At 71.9% G+C, this 18,242-nt stretch carries 16 protein-coding genes and 1 pseudogene; 6 read left to right on the plus strand and 11 right to left on the minus strand.

All coding sequences use genetic code 11. The features are described 5' to 3' along the window. Nucleotides 1-36 precede the first annotated feature (36 nt). Nucleotides 37-384, minus strand: a complete 348-nt coding sequence (locus ACIBD9_RS02035; protein WP_396713686.1) for a PadR family transcriptional regulator — start codon at nt 382-384, stop codon at nt 37-39. 98 nt (nt 385-482) lie between these two features. On the opposite strand from ACIBD9_RS02035, the gene ACIBD9_RS02040 reads away from it, so the two are divergent. Then, nucleotides 483-920, plus strand: coding sequence for a DUF3592 domain-containing protein (locus tag ACIBD9_RS02040; RefSeq protein ID WP_396713688.1), 438 nt, complete (start codon nt 483-485; stop codon nt 918-920). Nucleotides 921-950: 30 nt separating this feature from the next. Here ACIBD9_RS02040 and ACIBD9_RS02045 read toward each other — a convergent pair whose 3' ends face one another. Both ACIBD9_RS02045 and ACIBD9_RS02050 read right to left on the minus strand, forming a co-directional pair. Beyond that, a complete protein-coding gene (locus ACIBD9_RS02045; protein WP_396713690.1) occupies nt 951-2,159 on the minus strand; it encodes a hypothetical protein in 1,209 nt (402 codons plus the stop codon). Further along, nucleotides 2,156-3,097, minus strand: coding sequence for a transporter substrate-binding domain-containing protein (locus ACIBD9_RS02050; RefSeq protein ID WP_396713692.1), 942 nt, complete (start codon nt 3,095-3,097; stop codon nt 2,156-2,158). The genes ACIBD9_RS02045 and ACIBD9_RS02050 overlap by 4 nt, the downstream gene beginning before the upstream one ends. 167 nt (nt 3,098-3,264) lie before the next feature. On the opposite strand from ACIBD9_RS02050, the gene ACIBD9_RS02055 reads away from it, so the two are divergent. Next, nucleotides 3,265-3,606 (plus strand): hypothetical protein, encoded by a 342-nt coding sequence (locus tag ACIBD9_RS02055; RefSeq protein WP_396713694.1) that lies wholly within the window; start codon nt 3,265-3,267, stop codon nt 3,604-3,606. Here ACIBD9_RS02055 and ACIBD9_RS02060 read toward each other — a convergent pair. From ACIBD9_RS02060 to ACIBD9_RS02090, 7 genes are all read right to left on the minus strand, one after another. After that, nucleotides 3,593-5,089 carry a serine/threonine-protein kinase gene (locus ACIBD9_RS02060; protein ID WP_396713696.1) on the minus strand — a complete coding sequence of 499 codons (1,497 nt, stop codon included), beginning with the start codon at nt 5,087-5,089 and terminating at the stop codon, nt 3,593-3,595. The genes ACIBD9_RS02055 and ACIBD9_RS02060 overlap by 14 nt on opposite strands. A 30-nt stretch (nt 5,090-5,119) precedes the next feature. Beyond that, entirely contained in the window at nt 5,120-5,623 is a 504-nt protein-coding gene (locus ACIBD9_RS02065) for a hypothetical protein (RefSeq protein ID WP_396713698.1), read from the minus strand. A gap of 234 nt (nt 5,624-5,857) precedes the next feature. Continuing rightward, nucleotides 5,858-9,532, minus strand: a complete 3,675-nt coding sequence (locus ACIBD9_RS02070; protein ID WP_396713700.1) for an adenylate/guanylate cyclase domain-containing protein — start codon at nt 9,530-9,532, stop codon at nt 5,858-5,860. Beyond that, nucleotides 9,529-10,365 carry an MBL fold metallo-hydrolase gene (locus ACIBD9_RS02075; RefSeq protein WP_396713702.1) on the minus strand — a complete coding sequence of 279 codons (837 nt, stop codon included), beginning with the start codon at nt 10,363-10,365 and terminating at the stop codon, nt 9,529-9,531. Before ACIBD9_RS02075 ends, ACIBD9_RS02070 begins: the two co-directional genes overlap by 4 nt. Before the next feature lie 121 nt (nt 10,366-10,486). Continuing rightward, nucleotides 10,487-10,948 (minus strand): RidA family protein, encoded by a 462-nt coding sequence (locus ACIBD9_RS02080; protein WP_354969064.1) that lies wholly within the window; start codon nt 10,946-10,948, stop codon nt 10,487-10,489. Then, nucleotides 10,945-11,100: a DUF4177 domain-containing protein gene (locus ACIBD9_RS02085; protein WP_007466198.1), complete on the minus strand. Its 156-nt coding sequence runs from the start codon at nt 11,098-11,100 to the stop codon at nt 10,945-10,947. The genes ACIBD9_RS02080 and ACIBD9_RS02085 overlap by 4 nt, the downstream gene beginning before the upstream one ends. Nucleotides 11,101-11,144: 44 nt before the next feature. Beyond that, complete coding sequence (locus ACIBD9_RS02090; RefSeq protein ID WP_396713704.1) at nt 11,145-11,627, minus strand: hypothetical protein; 483 nt, start codon at nt 11,625-11,627, stop codon at nt 11,145-11,147. Between the two features lie 771 nt (nt 11,628-12,398). Here ACIBD9_RS02090 and ACIBD9_RS02095 point away from each other — a divergent pair. The 3 genes and pseudogenes from ACIBD9_RS02095 to ACIBD9_RS02105 form a co-directional block, all read left to right on the plus strand. Continuing rightward, nucleotides 12,399-12,839 (plus strand): annotated as a pseudogene (locus tag ACIBD9_RS02095) (hypothetical protein); the annotation flags it as partial. Between the two features lie 26 nt (nt 12,840-12,865). Beyond that, nucleotides 12,866-13,843, plus strand: coding sequence for an ArsA-related P-loop ATPase (locus ACIBD9_RS02100; RefSeq protein ID WP_396713706.1), 978 nt, complete (start codon nt 12,866-12,868; stop codon nt 13,841-13,843). A gap of 53 nt (nt 13,844-13,896) precedes the next feature. Beyond that, nucleotides 13,897-15,048, plus strand: a complete 1,152-nt coding sequence (locus ACIBD9_RS02105) for an ArsA-related P-loop ATPase (RefSeq protein WP_366333219.1) — start codon at nt 13,897-13,899, stop codon at nt 15,046-15,048. A 6-nt stretch (nt 15,049-15,054) separates the two neighbouring features. On the opposite strand, the gene ACIBD9_RS02110 is transcribed toward ACIBD9_RS02105, so the two are convergent. After that, complete coding sequence (locus ACIBD9_RS02110) at nt 15,055-15,375, minus strand: WhiB family transcriptional regulator (protein WP_030328078.1); 321 nt, start codon at nt 15,373-15,375, stop codon at nt 15,055-15,057. A 407-nt stretch (nt 15,376-15,782) separates the two neighbouring features. On the opposite strand from ACIBD9_RS02110, the gene ACIBD9_RS02115 reads away from it, so the two are divergent. Further along, complete coding sequence (locus tag ACIBD9_RS02115; protein WP_396713708.1) at nt 15,783-18,230, plus strand: penicillin-binding protein; 2,448 nt, start codon at nt 15,783-15,785, stop codon at nt 18,228-18,230. The last annotated feature ends 12 nt before the right edge of the window (nt 18,231-18,242 follow it).

Below are 18,242 nucleotides of genomic sequence, written 5' to 3' on the forward strand. Positions count from 1 at the left end.
AACAGGCCAGCAGCCACCGGTAACCGTGTTCCAACGTCATGCCGCACCGCCGTCGACGATGAGACCGGCACGGCGCAGTCGCACGCTCGCCGCGTCGGCGTTGCTGCGCAGACGCGCCGATTCCTCGGCGAGCCGTTGCGCCCCGGAGGCGGTGAGTCGGTAGTACCGGCGCAACCTGGACTGCACCTGCTCCTCGCGCTCGACGTCGATGAGGCCCTCGGTCCGCAGCCGGTCGAGGGCCGCGTAGAGGGTGCCGGCGCGCAGGTCGACCCGCCCGTCGGAGATCTGCCGAACCTCCTCGAGGACGGCGTAGCCGTGCCGTGGAGCCTCGACGAGCGCGGTGAGGATCAGGTAGGTGGATTCGTGCAGGGAAGCCTTCGCCATCGTCGCAGCATATACCGCCGGAATGTATATACGGCTGAGGCGTTCCCAGCGATCCGCATCGCCTTTACCGACACGCCGCACCGGAGATGGTGATCGGCATGGATCTGCTGCAAACCCGTCGCCCGCCGGCGCCGCTGTTCGCCGGGCTCGGCCTCGTCGTCGTCATCGGCTTCGCCATCGCCGCCTGGACGGTGTGGCGCAACGACCAGGCGCTACAGACCCGGGGTGTGGAGGCAGCCGCCCAGGTCGTCAAGGTCAACAAGGGTCGCATCCACGTCGAGTTCGACACCGCGGACGGACGGCGGGTGCAGACGCTTGTCGGTCAGGGCGACGAGCCGCCCGGTGCCGCTCCGGCGGTGGGCGACGAGATCCCGATCGTCTACGACCCGCAGGACCCGGACGCGGAGGTGGCCGACCGCCGCGCTCCGCACAACCACCGCATCGCCTACCTGCTCGCCGGCGTCGCGGCCTTCGGGGCGGTCAGCATACCGCTGGCCACCGTCGCACTCGTGCGGGCCAACCGCCGGGCACGCTAGGCGACGCCCGCTGCTTTCCTCAGACGGGCGTCAGGCTGGGGTACGGCAGGCGGCGTCGATGCGGTGCACCGGGCGGACCCGACGGCCCATGCCCTCCAACAGGGAATCCTCGATGTGGAAGTCGTGAATGCGCAGTTGGTGGCGGGGCAACTCCTCCTCGCTCGGGCAGAGCACCTGGGCGCGGACCAGATCGACCGGGACGTATCGGACGCCGCCCCGTTCCTGAAGGATCACCATGTTGACGTCGTCGGTGGTGACCACGTGCCCGCGTACGTCCTCGGTGGGCCCACTCTCCGGGCCCACCGTGGTGACGGTCAGCGGCAACACCGGTGTGCTGATCACCGGCACCGCCGCCCAGACCAGGGTGGCCAGCACCGCCACCTCGGTCACCGACGCCAGCGGCCGGATCACCATGCCCGGCAGCGGCCCCGCGATGAACAGGGCCAGCAGCGGAGGCACCACGATGAGCACCAGCACCAGCCACTCACCGCCCTGCTGCACCGCCTGGCGCAGCGTGGGCAGCATCAGCCAGCCGTACCCGGCGAGCAGCACGCCGACCAGCAGCAGCCGAGGCACGACCCGCTCGTGCAGCCGCCCGGGTCGCAGTTGGAACGCGGCCACGAACGCCGGCAACAGCAGCGGCAGGTAGAGCAACGGCCAGGTGATCAGGGCGAGCAGGAAGCTGGCCAGCACCACCCAGGCCGGGGTGATGTCGGCCCAGCGGGCGAAGAGCGGGCGGCGACGGGTGCCCGGCGGGAGCCGGTCCGCGCTGACGGCCAGCACCGCGCCGAGTGCGAAGACGGCGACCAGACCGGTGGAGAGCAGCCGGGCCGCCGTGGTGAGGAAGCCGGCGAGCAGGTTGACCGGCCCGACGTTGGCCACCAGCAGCAACGTGGTCTGGAGTTCGCCGCCGGCCTCCACACCGAGGCGGAGCACCGAGAAGATCGCGGGTACGCCCACCACCGCGGTCCAGAACGACTGGCTGGCGCGGGCACGCCGCTCGGCTGGATCCCAGCGGACCCGCCCGGGCTCGACGTCGGCGACGACCTGCTCGGCGGGTTCGGCGACCGGCACGGCGGCCGGCCAGGCAACCGCACCTCCCGCACGCGTGCTCGGACGGTCGACGAACGGCGGCGCCGCGGCGTCGATGGTCGGCGAGTCGGCGGCGCCGCCGGGCACGGACGTGCGGGGCGGCGGGACCGGCCCGTCGCCGCCGGTGGCGGTCGGCGCCGTGCTCACTTCGCGGGCGCCTTGTCGTCGAAGTCAACCAGCTTCGGCACCTCCAGCGGCTGCGGCTGGCGCTTCTCGGCCTTCAGCCAGGGGCCCAGGGTCCGGTTGTACGCGGTCTGCCAGGGGCTGGCATCTCCGTCGCGGCCCTGCACGTAGCTCTTCTGCAGGAAGAAAGCGACCAGATCGCGCAACGCGGGATCACCGATCGGCACGCCGATGCCCAGCAACTCGCTGGTGCCGAACGGCATGTCCACGATCTCGAACTCCTTGGGGAAGCTGGCCAGGAAACCGGCGAGGATCGACTCGTCGGAGCTGACCGCGTCGTACCGGCCCTTCCGGATGCCATCGACGCAGTCGCCGACGTCCTTGACCACGAACGTCTTGACCTGGTGCTTCTCCAACTCGGCCTCGGTGGTGGAGCCACCGCTGGTGCAGACCTTGTAGGCCGGGTCGCGCAGATCCTCAATGGTGCGGATCTTGTCCTTGAGTCGGACCGGCACCATCACCTCCTGCGTGGTGACGAAGTACGGCCCGGCGAAGCTGACCAGTTGCTTACGGTCCTCCGTCATGGAGAAGCTGGACACCACGAGGTCGACGGTGCCGCCCTGGAGCGACGGGATGCGGTCCTCGGTGGCGACCGACACGAACTCCAGCCGCTGGTCCCCCTCGTAGCCGAGGGAGGCCGCGATGTACCGCGCGATCTCGACGTCGAACCCGAAGTGCTGGCCGTTTCGCAACTCGCCCATGAGCGGCTCGTTGGTGGCGACACCGACCCGCAGCTTCGACTGACCGTAGATGTGCGTCTCGCGCATCTTCTCCTGCACGGAGGGCAGTTCCGGTTCCTGCCGGCTGTCGCAGCCGGCAGCGGCGGCGAGCACGAGGGTGAGGGCGACCGCCAGTGTCGACGCGACCGAGCGGAGCCGGGACTGCGAACTGCCTGGATTCATGGGCGACCTCGCTGCCGGAAGAGCCTGCGGGACACCGAGAGTAGCCGTTCTTGTCCACTCCGTGTGGGTGCCGTGGTCCATGTCGGGCGGCCGCTCGGATCGACGTCGATCGGCGCGGCGGTCGGCTCTGCGGTTGACAGCCGGCCTTGTCGCGACATGCTGGACGGGTGAGCCGACTGTCCAGACCAGATGCGCGCACGGTGGCGGTGCTCGCGGCGCTGGGAGCCCTCGCGCCGCTGGTCATGCTGGTCGTGTGGCGCCGACAAGATCTCCTCGGTGTGGTTCTCGCGCTGCTCTGCGTGCTCATGACCATGATCGCCGGGGTGGCGGTCTCCGCCGCTCGTCAGGTCGACGACCCGGAGCCGGCGGACCGGTCGGCGGCCTTCGGGCCGCCCGAGCTGATGCCGTACGGGATCGACGCGGACACTCTCGACGCCCTGGACAGCCGGGACGCGTTGCGTGCGGTGCGTGATCGCCGACGCGGGTCGAACGGGCTCAGCGGCCGGTGAGCGTCGGCGCGGTGAGCGCGTCCACGCCGCGCCCCGCCAGACACCGGTAGGTTCGGTCGATGCTGCCGTCGACCGGCGGGAGCACCTCCAGGTGCCAGCCGGTCACCTCGGCGATCCCGGTGGTCAGGCGGAACGTCGTGGCGCTGCACACCTGCCGTACCGGTTCGGCGGCGGCCACCTCGTCGTAGTCGGCGCCGACCAGCGACACCGGCAGGATGCCCTCCGCGTACGTCTCCCAGGTGTGTCGGCCGGCGCAGGACAGCCGAGCCGCCTCGGCGCGGTTGCCGCGGATCCGCATCGGGCCGAAGCACTCCAGCTCGGGCAGGCACCGGGCGCCCTCGGGCAGGGCGGTGGGCGCACCGGTGCCGGTCGCGCAGCCGGGCAGCGGCCCGGTCGCCGGTGCGGCGATCTGGGTGGCCGACGGGTACGGGGCGGGTGGTGGCGCCCGGTCGGCGACCCAGGCCCCGGCGGTCGCGGAGGCGGCGAGCGCGAGCACCCCGGCGCCGCCGAAGAGCCAGCGCCGCCAACGCCGACCGGCGGGGACCGTTCGCTGAGTGTCCTCGATGGGCGGGCGGGGCACCGGCTGGCTGGCCGCGTACGGGCCGGAGAGCGTCGCGCCGCCGCTGACCGGAGCGCCGCTCACCGGTGCCGCCGGCGGGCCGAGTGGCAGGTTGGTGAGCAGGTCGTGCAGCTCCAGGGCGGAGGGACGCTCGGCCGGGTCGTTGGCCATGCCGACGCGCAGCACGTCGATCAGCTCGTCCGGCACCCCGGGTAGGGCGGGGAGTGGCTGGTTGAACATCTCCAGCACGGTGACCAGGCTCGGGTTGCGCTCGGACTGCCAGCGCGGCGGCCGGCCGTGCATGACCGCGTAGAGGGTGGCGCAGAGCGCGTACACGTCGACGGCCGGCGACGGCGGGCTGTGGCTGAACATCTCCGGCGGCGCGTACGCCGGGGTGAGCACCTCCAGGGTGACCGAGGCGTCCCGGTGCTCGGCGAGGACGGCGAGCCCGAAGTCGGCGAGCACCGCCGAGTTGAAGGGCGAGTAGAGGATGTTCGCCGGTTTCACGTCCCGGTGCAGTACCCCGGCGGCGTGCGAGTGGGCCAGCGCGTCCGCGATCTTGATGCCGAGGTCGCGGGCCTCCACCGGGCCCAGCGGCGAGGTGCGCATCCGTTCGGCGTACGAGCCGTCGCAGAGCTCCATGATCAGGTAGGGGTGCTGGTCGACGGTGACCCCCACGTCGAAGAGGTCGACCACGTGCGGGTGTGACGACATCCGGCCGGCCGCCCGGGCCTCGCGCAGGAAGCGGGCCTGATCCCGCTCGCTGTCCAGCGTCCGGTTCTCCACCTTGACGGCGACCTCGCGACCCACGGAGATCTGGGTGGCTTGGTAGACGGTCGCGTACCCGCCCCGGGCAAAGACCCGCAAATCAGTCAGACCGGGCACGATCGGCACTGGGGGGCCGCCGGTCGGGGTGTCGGTCACCGCTCGAAAATACCCAACCCGACCGATGGCTCAGCGCACCGCGTCCGCCGGAGCGGCACCGGCGGGACCGGTACCCTCCTCGGCGACCGCAGCCGTGTCGGCACCCTCGGACGATCCGACCCTGCCGGCGGGGAGGCCCCGACGGGCATCCAGCCGCAGACCGATGGCGGTGGCCACCGCTCCCAGCCCTTCCCACGCCGCCACCCCGAAGAACCGGTCGGGGGCGATGTCGGCCAGCACCGCGATGGTGAACACGGTGAACGTGACCAGCCGGAAGACCACGGTGAACCGGTAGAACACCCGCCACTCGGTCACCGTGGCGAGCAGGTAGTAGACGCCCATGTTGAAGGCCGCCATCGAGGACGCCAGCAGGAACGTCCCGGTGTGGTCACCGACGGCCCGCGTCGCCGGCACCTCCAACCCGAGCATGCGCAGCTGCGCCTCCGGCCAGAGCAGCCCGACCGCGCCCATCACCAGCGCCAACACGCCGAAGACCGCGATGGTCCAGCCCGCGATGGATCGCGGCAGCTTCATGAAGGGCCTCCCCAGGCACGGCGACGGTCACCACTGTGGACCCGTACGCGGTGGTGACACGCTAGCCGCTCCCCCCGACCACCACATCCCCAAAACCGGCAAAAACCTGCCCCATCCCCCGGGCCGCGTTGATCAAGAGCTTTCGGTCACCGGAAGCCCGAATCCTGACGCAAACCTCTTGATCAACAGTCGGGGGCAGGGCAGGGCGGGGGGCAGGGGGCAGGGGGCAGGGGGTTAGACCAGGGCTGTGGTTAGGCGGGTGTGGAGGGCGTCGGCTGCGGCTCGTTCGCTGCGCTGCTCGGTGGCGTACGCCAGGCGGACGGCCTCTTCCGCACAGGACAGCGCCTCCGTCGGGCGACCGCAGGCGGCCAACGCCTCGGCCAGCACACTCGCCGCGATCACCTGGCTGCGCACGTCCTCGGCCGGTGCGGTGACCGCCCGGCGGGCCCAGTCCAACGCCTGCTCCCGCTGACCGTGGGCGAGCAGCGCGGCAGCGTACTGGGCCATCGTCTGGCGGCGGGAGAAGAGCAGCGATGGTGCGTTCGCGGCGGCCGTCGCCACCGGGGCGAGCAGCCCGACGGCGGTCGCCGAGTCACCAGCGGCGAGACGGGCCGTGGCCAGCAGCACCCGGGGCGCCACCTGCGCCGGGGCCTGCGGGTTGTGCGGCTCCACGGCGGTCAGCACCGCGCGGGCCACCCGCTCGGCCGTCTCGCAGTCGCCCATGTCCAGGGCGACGAAGCCGCGCAGTGTGCCGGCCATCCCGGTGAGCAGCGGGTGCGAGGTGCGCTCCGCGTACGCCAGGGCGTCGGTGAGCAGGTCCGCCGCGTGCTCCGGCTCGCCCAGCCCGCGCGCCACCACCGCCCGGACCACCAGGGCGAACCCGCGCCCCCAGTCGTCGGAGGCGGCGGCGAACTCCCGGTACGCCCGCCGGGCCTCCCGGTCCGCCTCGGCCAGGTCACCCAACTCGGCGGTGGCGAACGCCGCCACCGCGCGCAACGTGCCCACCGCCCACGCCTCACCGACCCGCTCGCCGAACGGCAGGAACACCTGCGCCATCCGACACGCCTCGCGCAGTCGGCCGGCGAGCAACCGGGCGAACGCCGTGGTGCCCCGCAGCCAGGCCCGCCCGTACGGGTCCTTCAGCTCGGCGAAGAGCCGGGCGGCCCGGCCGAGCACCGCGTCGGTGCCGGCGAAGTCGCCCCGGGTGGTGGTCACCCAGGCCAGGTTCTGCAGAGACCATGCCTGCCCGCGGCGGTCCTGCGCGCCGAGGCTGACCTGGTACGCGGCCGCCAACCGGCTGCTCGCCTGACTCAGCCGCCCGGCCACGAAGTCGGCCATGCCGAGCCGGCGCATCGCCGTGGCACGCTGAATGGGCAGCTGACCCGCCGTGGCCACCTGCAACGCCTCCTGCCAGGCGGTCACCGCCCGACCCTGGTCGCCGAGGGTCTCCTGGGCCTGCCCGGCCAGCAGCAGGGCGCTGACCCGGGTGACCTCGTCCCCCGCGTTCGCGGCGATCTTCTCCGCGTACGCCAACGCGTCGGAGACCCGGCCGACCTGGAGCAGAGCCCGGGCGTGCACCACCTGATCGGCCGCCGGCACCCCGTCGCGGGCCAGTTCGGTGGCGCGCTCGGCGTACTCCACGGCCATCGCCGGCTCACCGGCGGACAGCGCCCGGCGGGCGGCCCGGCCGAGCGCGGCGACGCCGAGCGGAACCACCGCCCGGGCCGGCGCGTCCGGGCGCAGCTTCACCGCGTCGGCGAGCGTGGCGGCCCGCTCGACGTGCGTCGCCACGAAGTCGTCCCGGGCCTCGTCGGTGAACCCGCCCACCGTGCTGGCCGTGGTGTCGTCGGCCGGCGCCGCCCAGCGGGCCAGCGCGGCGTGCCGCTCGGCCAGCTCGGCCTTGCTTACCCCGGCGTACGCGGCCTCCCGCATCAACGGTGTCGCGAAGGAGTAGCCGGTACGCGAGCGGTGCAGCATCCGGCGTTGCAGCAACTCCTCGACCGCCCGGTCGAGCTCGACGGCGACCACGGCCGACGGCCGGCCGTCGCGACCACCCCGCTGCTCCCGCATCGCCTCCAGCGCCCCGGTCGGCACCGTGTCACCGGTGACCGCGGCGTCGCGCAGCACCGACCGGGCGTCCGGCGGCAGCGCGTCGATGCGGGCCGCCAGCACGGCGGCGAGGTCCCGGGAGAGCAGCCGGCTGCCCAGCGAACCCGGCACCAACCGCCAGCCGGCCGGCCCGCTCTGCTCCCGCTCGCCGGAGCCGGGCCGTTCCGCGGCGGCACCCCGCGCTGAGCCGGCGCCACGCACCGACGCGGCAGCGGAACCGCGCACCGATTCGGTGGTGAGCGCGCCGCGCTCGATCAGGAGGGTGACCAGCTCAGCCAGGTAGAACGGATTGCCCTGCGCGGTGGCGAGCAACCGGTCGGCGTCGGCCTGTGGCAACTTGCCGCCGCCGAGGTAGGTGGTGAGCAGCCGGGCCGCGTCGGCGCCGCGCAGCGGCGGCAGCGAGTGCACCTCGGCGTCCGCGACCCGGGTCAGCGCGCCGGCGGTACGCACCAGCTCGGGGCGGCCGAGCAGCAGCACCAGCACCGGGCCGGTGAGCCTGGACAGGGTCAACCCGAGCGCACTGATCGTCTCGGCGGTGGCGTCGTGCAGGTCGTCCACCACGATCACCAGCGGCGCCTCCGAGGCGAGCCCGCTGAGCAGGTCGGCGACCGCGTTCGGCACCACTTCGGCATCCGCGGCCGGAGTGCCCGATCCGCCCCACTCGCCGCTGTCGGTGCCACTGTGTGCCGGGAGTTCGGCGTAGCCGAGCAGGGCGAGCAGCTGCTCCGTGGCGATCGGCGGGGTCTCCGCGCCGGAACGGGCCAGCCGCTGCCCGAGCCGGCGCAGCCGTTCCTCCACCGCCGGGCGGGTCAGCGCGGTGGACGCGTCGCTGGGCAGACCGACGGCGGCCCGCACCAGATCGGCCAGGGGCGCGAGCCGTCGCCGCTCACCGAACGCGGCACAGCGCACCGAGAGCACCCGGGCCCCGGTGTGCGCCGCGTACCGGCCAGCGCCGACGTCGTACCCGGCGGCGAGGCGCTCCACCTCGGCGGCGAACCGGGACTTGCCGATGCCCGCCTCGGCGGTCATCAGCAGCACCCGTGGGTCGCCCTGGTCGATCACCTCGGCGAGCCGGCCGGCGACCCGCCCGATCTCCGTCTCCCGGCCGACGTACGGCGCCTCGTCGCCGAGCCCCGAGCGGGTGCCCGGGGCGTCCAGCAGACCCAGCAGCTCGTACGCCTCGACCGGCTCACGCTTGCCCTTGAGCCGCAGCGGGCGCAGCGCCCGCCAGGAGGAGACGTGCCTGGTGGCCGCGGCGGTGCGTCCACCGGCGTAGACGGCCCCGACCGCGGCGGCGTCGGCGAGCCGGGCCGCGGTGTTCACCGTGTCGCCGATGACCGTGTATTCGATCGCGGCCTGGATGCCCGCGATGACGTCGCCGGTGTTCAGGCCGACCCGCAGCCCGAGGGGCGCACCGCCGCCCCGCTCGTCGTCGAGCACCCGGCGGACGGCCCGTTGCATGGACAGGGCGGCCCGGACGGCCCGTTCGGCGTCGTCCTCGTGCGCCACCGGGGCGCCGAAGACCGCCATGATGCCGTCACCGGTCAGCTTGTCGACGTGCCCGCCGAACGTCTTCACCGCACCGGCGAGGGCGGCGAGCACCCGGTCGGTGACCGCGCCGACGCGTTCCGGGTCGAGGTCCTCCGACCAGGAGGTGAACTCGGAGAGGTCACCGAAGAGCACGGTGACCACCCGGCGCTCGGCTGCCGGCAACGTGGCGGCGGCCGGCAGCGCGGCGCCACAGTTGTGGCAGAACCGCGCCCCGGGAACGGCAACGGTTCCACACACGGGGCAGGTCACATGTGCTCCAACCCACTGACCCCGGGCGCGGATTCCCCGGTGTCGACGCCCAGATACTCCAGCTGGGCACGGACCGACCATTCGGCCGCCCACCAGAGTGAGCGGTCCACGTCCGCGTAGACCGTCGCCACCACGTCGGCCGGGGTGTGGGCGCCGGCGGCGACCGCCGCCCGGACCTGGTCGAGCCGGGCCCGGCGGTGGGCGAGGTAGAAGTCGGCGGCGGCGGCGCAGTCGGCCAGCGCCGGGCCGTGGCCGGGCAGCGCCGGGATCCCCCGGTACGCGGACAGCAGCTCCAGGCTGCTCAGGTAGTCACCGAGGTGCCCGTCGGGATGGGCGACGACGGTGGTGCCCCGGCCGAGGATGGTGTCACCGGTGAGCACCACCCGCTCGTCGTCGTGCGCGACCAGGAAGCAGACCGAGTCGGCGGTGTGCCCCGGCGTGCCCAGCAGACTGATCTCCAGGCCGAACCCGCCGAGGCGTTCGGCCGGCTCGGTCAACGGTTCACCGCCGATGGTGTGCGCCGGGTCGACGGCGAGCACCGGCACCCCGCCGAGCAGTTCGCTGAGGCGTGCGGCGCCCTCGGTGTGGTCGGGGTGGCCGTGGGTGATCAGGATCAGCCCGATCGGGCCGTGGTCGGCGATCCGGGTCAGGTGCCCCTCGTCCGCCGGCCCCGGGTCGACCACGACGGCGTACTCGGCTGCCGGGGCGCGCAGCACCCAGGTGTTGGTGCCGTCGAGAGTCATCGGCCCCGGGTTCGGCGCACGCAGCAGTGAAACCCAGCGGGGTAGCTCGTCGGCAAGCGCCGCCACCGCCCCCGTCACGTGCCCGCTCATGGCTGCGATCGTACGACCCCGCCCGCCACACCCCACGATCTTGCACTTGCCGTCCCTGATTCATCCCCGTTCAGGGCTTTCGTCCGAGCGGAAAGGGCAAGATCGCGGGGTGCTGGGGACCTCAGGCGACCTCGACGATCAGCTCGATCTCCACCGGGGCGTCCAGGGGCAGTTCGGCCACACCCACCGCGCTGCGCGCGTGGCGGCCGGCCTCCCCGAAGACGGTGCCGAGGAGGTCGGAGGCACCGTTGATCACGGCGGGCTGACCGGTGAAGCCGGGCGCGGACGCCACGAACCCGGTCACCTTGACCACCTTGACCACGTTCTCCAGGCCGACCAGCGAGTCGACCGCGGCCAGCGCGTTGAGCGCGCACCGCTGGGCCAGGTCCTTCGCCTGCTCGGCGGAGATCCCGGCGCCGACCTTGCCGGTCGCGAGCAGCTTGCCCTCGGCCATCGGCAACTGGCCGGAAACGTACACGTGCTGCCCGGACTGCACGGCCGGGACGTAGCTGGCCACCGGCGGCACGACCTCGGGCAGTTCGAGACCGAGCTCGGCGAGCTTCGCGTGCGGACCGTTGCTCACGCCTTGGGCCGCTTCAGGTAGGCGACCAGCTGGTCCGGATTCGGGCCGGGGACCACGGCGACGAGCTCCCACCCGTCCTCGCCCCAGTTGTCGAGGATCTGCTTGGTCGCGTGGACCAGCAGCGGGACCGTGGAGTATTCCCACTTCTGCATCGCTGAAGGGCTCCCTCTCGGTGCGGAATTGTTCGAGGGACAGCCTACGGTCCGCTGGCCGGACCGGGTACGGGACGCTGCTCCGGCGTGGCCGGCAGCTCCCCGCAGCCCCCTTCGTGCTCGTACCCCTGGGGGCAGCGGGACCGGTCGGGCAGCAGCAGGTCACAGAAGACCCGGTGCCGGTTGTTCTGGTCGTCGGCGTTGGACACGGTGGTCTCGCCGGCGTCCAGCTCGGGCAGGAACCCCAGGGACACCGCGACCCGGCCGGCCAACACGGTCGCCGCCGCCAGGTTCGGCACCCGGATCGGCAGGTGGATGACGAAGCCCGGCTCGTCGTCCTCACGGGTCCGCTCGGCGGGCTGGCTCGGCATCCGGCTCGTCTCCGTCTGCTCCGGCATCCGGCGGTACGACCGTTCGTTGATCGGCTGGTTGGTGACCTGCCCGCCGGCCTCGACCACGGCCCCGGGCCGGCGGGGCCGGTCGTTCGTCGGGAACTGGGTGCGAGGGATGTTGTCCGCGTCGCGCATGCACTGCCTCCGGTCGTACCTCTCGGATCATGCTTCCGGCCCGGACCCATTCGTCCGTTCCGGCCCCCGCACCGGGACGAAGGTAGGTCTGTGGCCGCAGTCCCGCCAACAGGACGCGCACAAGAGGACACCAACAGTCACATATGCGACACACCGCAGGTCGGAGGCCCGACACCGGAACCGACGCGGGTACCCCTCGCCGGATCGTGGGGCCCGCCCGACAGGCAGGGGCGACACCGACCCCGTCATCGACCGCTACCCTTCCGGTCGGACGGTCGCGCAGCGCCCGGCCGCCCGCTCGATCACGCTCGGCGCCAGGGGTGGCGGCGGGCGCCGCACCCCTGGGGGAACGACATGACCCACCCGCCCAGCGGCGACCAGGCCGGCACACCCACTCACCCACCGGCCCACCCGGATCCCGCCGGTCAGCCCGGCGCACCGACCATCCCCGCCCAGCCAACCCCCGCTCCGCCGCCCGGGCAGCTCGCCCTCCCCACCTCCCCCGCGCAGCCGGCGCTCCCCGCCGCCCCCACCGCACCGACCTTCCCCGGGCAGCCGGCCGGCTCCAGCCAGCCGACCTTTCCCGGGCAGCCCAGCGGTGCCAGCCAGCCGACCTTTCCCGGGCAGCCCAGCGGTGCCGGCCAGCCGGAAGGGCCCGGCGGCCCCACCTCGACCGCCACACCCCCGACGCAGCCGGGTGCCCCGAACCCCTCGTCGATCCCTCCGCCCCCGCCGGCCTACCCGCCCTACCCGGGCACAACCGAGCCGAAGAAGAAGCGCGGCCTGCTGATCGCGGCGATCGCACTGGTCGTGATCATGGTGCTCTGCGTGGGCGGCGGCGTGGTGGCCTTCCTGACCCTGCGAAATGCCGAGACCGGCGAGGGCGCCAAGGAGCCGGCGGTCGCCGTCGACGAGTTCCTCACCGCGGTCTACAAGGATCGCGACGCGACCAAGGCGGCCAGTCGCGTCTGCGCCGCCTCCCGCGACGACGACAAGATCGCCGCGAAGGTGGCCGAGGTGGAGAAGTACGCCTCCACCTACCAGAACCCGCGCTTCCGCTGGACCACGCCGAAGGTGGACAACCAGACCGGGGAACGGGCCACCGTCTCCACCCGGCTCACCATGACCACCGCCGACGAGAAGGTCGCCGACCAGGAGTTGCGCTTCACTGTGGTGCAGAAGACGGGTTGGTGGGTCTGCGAGGTCGCGTGACCGCCACGCCTGGATAGGCTCGACGGGTGTGTGCAGCTGAGCGCCCCATCGACCCGGCCGGTACCGGATGGCCCGCCCGTCTCCACGTGGTGACCGGCAAGGGCGGCACCGGTAAGACCAGCGTGGCGGCGGCGCTGGCCCTCGCGCTCGCCGCGGGTGGCCGGCGCACCCTGCTGGTCGAGGTGGAGGGGCGGCAGGGCATCGCCCAGCTGTTCGGCATCGACCCGCTGCCCTACGAGGAGCGGCACCTCGCCGACGCGCCGGACGGTGGTGAGGTACGCGCGCTCGCGGTGGACGCCGAGGAGGCGCTGCTCGAGTACCTGGACATGTTCTACAAGCTGGGCGCGGCGGGCCGGGCCCTACGCAAGCTGGGCGCCATCGACTTCGCCACCACCATCGCGCCCGGCCTGCGGGACGTCCTGCTCACCGGCAAGGTGAAGGAGGCCACCACCCGCACCACCGGGCAGCGGCGGGCGTACGACGCGGTGGTGCTGGACGCCCCGCCGACCGGACGGATCGGCCGGTTCCTCAACGTGACGGCGGAGACCGCCCGGCTGGCCAAGGTGGGCCCGATCAAGACCCAGAGCGAGGGGGTCGCCGCGTTGCTGCGCTCCCCGATGACCGCGGTGCACGTGGTCACGCTGCTGGAGGAGATGCCGATCCAGGAGACCGTCGACGCGATCGCCGACCTGACCGCCCTCGGCTTCGGCGTCGGAAAGGTGCTCGTCAACGGTGTCCGAGCCCCGCTGCCCGCCGGACCGGCGGTCACCGCCGCGGAGTTGAGGCGCGGGCTGGTCGCCGCCGGGCTGCCGGCCGATCGGGACATCGTGGCCGGGCTGCACGATGAGGCACGTGACCAGCTCATCCGGCGCGAACTGGAGGATTCGCTCCGCGCCGACCTGGTGGAGTTGGGGCTGCCGATGATCGAGCTGCCGTTGCTGCCCGACGGGGTGGACCGGGCGGGGCTCGCGACGCTGGCCCAGGCCCTCGTCCGCGCCGAATGACTCACACCTAGGCGCAGCGCGGGCGCGTGGACCCGCCGGCCCGATACGCTCGATTGGTGCCTTCCGAAGACGCGGCGCCGCAGCTGGACGTCGACCAGATCCTCGCCGACCCCGGCGTGCGGATCGTCGTGTGCTGCGGTGCCGGCGGAGTGGGAAAGACGACCACGGCCGCGGCGCTGGCGCTGCGGGCCGCCGAGCACCACGGCCGGCGCACGGTGGTGCTCACCATCGACCCGGCCCGCCGGCTGGCCCAGTCGCTGGGCCTGACCGAGCTGGACAACACCCCCCGCCAGGTCAAGGGCATCGACGTCGAGAGCAGCGGCGGCGAGTTGCACGCCATGATGCTGGACATGAAGCGCACCTTCGACGACGTGGTGTTGCAGCACACCGACCCGACGAAGGCCGCGGAGATCTTCGCGAACCCGTTCTATCAGGCGATGAGTTCGACCTTCGCCGGCACGCAGGAATACATGGCGATGGAGAAGCTGGGCCAGTTGCACGCCCGGGGCGAGTGGGACCTGATCGTGGTGGACACTCCGCCGTCCCGCTCGGCACTGGATTTCCTGGACGCGCCCGCCCGACTCTCCCGTTTCCTCGACGGCCGGATGCTGCGACTGCTGCTGGCTCCGGCGCGCAGCGGTGGCCGGAGCATGTTCAGCCTGGTCACGGCCTCGTTCGGGATGTTCTCGAAGGTGGTGCAGAAGGTGCTCGGCGCGCAGCTGCTCACCGACCTGTCCGGCTTCGTGGCGGCACTGGATTCGATGTTCGGTGGTTTCCGGCAGCGCGCCGAGCAGACGTACCGAATCCTGCAGGCGCGGGAGACGGCCTTTCTGCTGGTCGCGACACCGGAGCCGGACGCGGTCCGGGAGGCCGCCTACTTCGCGGGCCGGCTGCGGGACGAGCGGATGCCGCTGGCCGGCCTGGTGCTCAACCGGGTGCACCGTCCGGCGGTCCCGGAGCTGGACGCCGAGCAGAGCCGGGTCGCCGCCGAGCGGCTGACCGAGCTGGGTGGGCACGAGGCCACCGCCGACGTGCTGCGGGCGCACGCGACGCTGGCTCGCCAGGCGGTACGCGAGCAGCAGGTCGCCGCGCGCTTCACCGAGGCGTTCCCGGCCGTGCCGGCGGTTTCGGTTACGGCGCAGCCCGCCGACGTGCACGACGTCGACGGGCTACGGACGATCGGCGCGGCGATCAGCCGGCCGTGACCGGCGTCAGTTGGCCGCGCTGACGAGAATCTTGTCCTTACCGGCCTTGTCCTTACTGTTCTTCTTCATCGCGGCCTCGAACATCTTGCGCCAGCTCGTCACCTGCGGGTGACGACGCAGGAGCGCCCGCCGTTCGCGTTCGGTCATGCCGCCCCACACACCGAACTCGATCCGGTTGTCCAGCGCGTCGGCCAGGCACTCGTACCGAACTGGGCAGCTCCGGCAGATCCGCTTCGCCACGTTCTGTTCGGCGCCCTGTACGAACAACGCGTCCGGGTCCCCGTTCTGACATGCCGCAAGCGACGGCCAGTCAGTGATCATGCCCATGTGTACACGTCCCCCCTTGCAGTACCTACCGACCTCGTCGATGCACGTCAGCCGGCAATTCCCCCCGATCGCCCGGCCTGCCTTCCCCAAGGCGGCGCGGACGACATGTGGCGCTGTCGCCGCCCCCATCATGCTCTGTAGTCGACTGATTACGCAACGTTGTCGACGAAATCCATCATTCCGGACACTCCCGGCTTCCCGGGCCTTCGACCGCCGGTTACCCCGCCGAGCTCGGCGATAACGCTGCGCCGCCTCGCCGAATCGGAGGAGACTCGCGCCAGGTCACACGCAACCAAGTACCGGGGGTCGTGCGTTTAGCACAACGAGGGCAGCGCGCGCAGGAAATGGGGAAAGAACGCCCCAGCGCCCCTCGTTCCCTACTCGCGTACCCTGTCGAGGTGACCTGGATGCGGAAACGTGACCACAATGTGCTGACCAACGCCGCATCGCTACTCGTATGTGGCCTGCTGGCCGGCGTGGTGGTCGCTGCGGCGGCCTTCCCCGCGGTAGCGATGTCCGGCCTGGCCGCGAAGGCTGGCGCCGAGACATTCGGTGCCCTGCCCACGGAGCTGACGGTGGCCCGCGCGCCACAGATCAGCTACCTGCTGGCCTCGGACGGCAAGACACCGCTCGCGACGATGTACGACGAGAACCGGCGCGACGTGAAGCTCGCCGACATCTCGCCGTTCATGCAGAAGGCCATCATCGCGGCCGAGGACCATGACTTCTACAAGCACAACGGCGTCGACATCAACGGTGTCGCCCGCGCGTTCGTCAACAACCAGAGCGAAGGCTCCGGTCGGCAGGGCGCCTCGACGCTGACCATGCAGTACGTCCGGCTGGCCATCGCCTACTCGGCCACCCACCCGGCGGACGTCGTCGCGGCGACCGAGGACACCAGCGCCCGCAAGCTCCGCGAGATGCGGCTGGCCCTCCAGGTCGACAAGGAGTTCTCCAAGGACGAGATCCTCACCCGCTACCTCAACCTGGCCTCGTTCGGCAACGGCGCGTACGGCATCTATGCCGCCAGCCAGGTCTACTTTGGCAAGCCGCCGAGCAAGCTGAAGATCGAGGAAGCGGCGTTGCTGGCCGGCATGGTCAAGGCGCCGACGACGAACGACCCGACCACCGAGGCGGGTTACCCGCTCGCCAAGGACCGGCGCGACTACGTCATCCAGAACATGGTCGACATCAAGGCCATCACCCAGCAGGAGGCGGACGTCGCCAAGGCGACCAAGCTGGTGGTGAAGGACAAGCGCACCCCCAACGGCTGCGTTGCCGCCAACGTCAACGAGTGGGGCTTCTTCTGCGACTACTTCTACCGCTGGTGGATGGATCAGGAGACGTTCGGCTCGACCACGTACGACCGGGAGCGCCGGCTGAAGAGCGGCGGCTACACCGTCGTGACCTCGATCGACGTTCAGGCGCAGCGTGGCGCGGACAAGGCGGTCCGTAAGGCCAAGAGCGTGAACAGCAAGGAAGCGGCCATGGTCGCGGTCGTCGAGCCGGGCACCGGTCGGGTGCGGGCGCTCGCGGTCAACCGGCAGTTCAAGCTCGACGACCCGAAGAACCCGAAGAACAAGATCTCCAGCGATCCGGCGAAGAGCAGGAAGGGCATCCGGGGCAACTACCCGGCGACGGTCAACCCGCTGCTCACCGGAGGCAACGGCATCACCGGCTACCAGGCCGGCTCGACCTTCAAGATCTTCAGCATCGTCGCCGCCTTGGAGAAGGGCATCCCGCTCAGCTACACCTTCAACGCGCCGCAGCAGTTCAAGTCGGAATACATCATCGACAGCAGCAGCCCCGCGGCCTGCAAGGGCACCCACTTCTACTGCCCGACCAACTCCGGCCTCAAGGCCGGCGGCGTGCAGAACATGTGGAGCGCGTTCGCCCAGTCGGTCAACACCTACTTCGTCCCACTGCAGCAGCAGGTCGGCGCGGAGAACGTGGTCGACGCCGCCCGGCGGGCCGGCATCCAGTTCCGGGCGAGCAACGACGCCAAGTTCGCCGCGACCAAGAACGATGCCCACCAGTGGGGCGCCTTCACCCTGGGTGTCTCCTCCACCACCCCGCTCGACCTGGCCAACGCGTACGCGACCCTGGCGGCCGACGGCAAGTACTGCGAGCCGATCCCGGTGCAGGAAATCCGGGACCCGGAGGGCAACAAGCTGGACATCGCCAACCCGCGCTGCGAGAAGCGGTTCAGCACCGAGGTGGCCCGGGCCGCCGTGGACGCCGCCCGTTGCCCGGTCGGCGACAACTCCAGCACCAGCAAGTGCGGTAGCAGCCGTACGGCCGCCGTCGTGAAGGGCATCGTCGACGCGCCGGTGGCCGGTAAGTCCGGCACCACCGACTCGGAGAAGACAGCCGCCCTGGTCGCCATGACCAAGCAGTACTCGGTGGCCGGCATCATGGCCGACCCGGACTGGCCGCAGACGAACGTCAAGATGAAGCACAAGGAGAAGGACGGCATCAACCCGCCGGTGTACGAGACCCTGCGGGATGCCATGAAGGGCAAACCGCGGATCCAGTTCGAGCCGCCGGGCCAGAAGATCTCCGAGGGTGACCAGCGCAGCATCCCCGACGTGAAGTGCGTTTCGGTGGATCAGGCGAAGTCCCGGCTCAAGGGCGCGGGGTTCGAGCCGGTCGTCTCCAGCGCGAAGGTGCCGTCCTCCTGCAAGGCGGGCGACGCGGCCGGCACCAGCCCGGACGGCCGCACGATCAAGGGTGGCGTGGTCACCATCCAGGTCAGCAGCGGCGGCGGCACGCCGGGCAACACCGGCGGCACTCCGGGCGGCCAACCCGGTAACCAACCCGGCGGGCGACCCGGCAACGGCCGTCCGAACGGCTGAGCCGACCAGTAG

It is taken from the genome of Micromonospora sp. NPDC050784, assembly GCF_044456765.1.
GTDB lineage: Bacteria > Actinomycetota > Actinomycetes > Mycobacteriales > Micromonosporaceae > Micromonospora > Micromonospora foliorum.

What these genes read in the sequence shown, in the direction of transcription:
- ACIBD9_RS02090 (WP_396713704.1), bottom strand. Translation starts at nt 11,627, where the DNA reads ATGCGCGACGCGGACAACATCCCTCGCACCCAGTTCCCGACGAACGAC.
- ACIBD9_RS02040 (WP_396713688.1), top strand. Translation starts at nt 483, where the DNA reads ATGGATCTGCTGCAAACCCGTCGCCCGCCGGCGCCGCTGTTCGCCGGG.
- ACIBD9_RS02050 (WP_396713692.1), bottom strand. Translation starts at nt 3,097, where the DNA reads ATGAATCCAGGCAGTTCGCAGTCCCGGCTCCGCTCGGTCGCGTCGACA.
- ACIBD9_RS02065 (WP_396713698.1), bottom strand. Translation starts at nt 5,623, where the DNA reads ATGAAGCTGCCGCGATCCATCGCGGGCTGGACCATCGCGGTCTTCGGC.
- ACIBD9_RS02035 (WP_396713686.1), bottom strand. Translation starts at nt 384, where the DNA reads ATGGCGAAGGCTTCCCTGCACGAATCCACCTACCTGATCCTCACCGCG.
- ACIBD9_RS02085 (WP_007466198.1), bottom strand. Translation starts at nt 11,100, where the DNA reads ATGCAGAAGTGGGAATACTCCACGGTCCCGCTGCTGGTCCACGCGACC.
- ACIBD9_RS02075 (WP_396713702.1), bottom strand. Translation starts at nt 10,365, where the DNA reads ATGAGCGGGCACGTGACGGGGGCGGTGGCGGCGCTTGCCGACGAGCTA.
- ACIBD9_RS02115 (WP_396713708.1), top strand. Translation starts at nt 15,783, where the DNA reads ATGCGGAAACGTGACCACAATGTGCTGACCAACGCCGCATCGCTACTC.
- ACIBD9_RS02110 (WP_030328078.1), bottom strand. Translation starts at nt 15,375, where the DNA reads ATGGGCATGATCACTGACTGGCCGTCGCTTGCGGCATGTCAGAACGGG.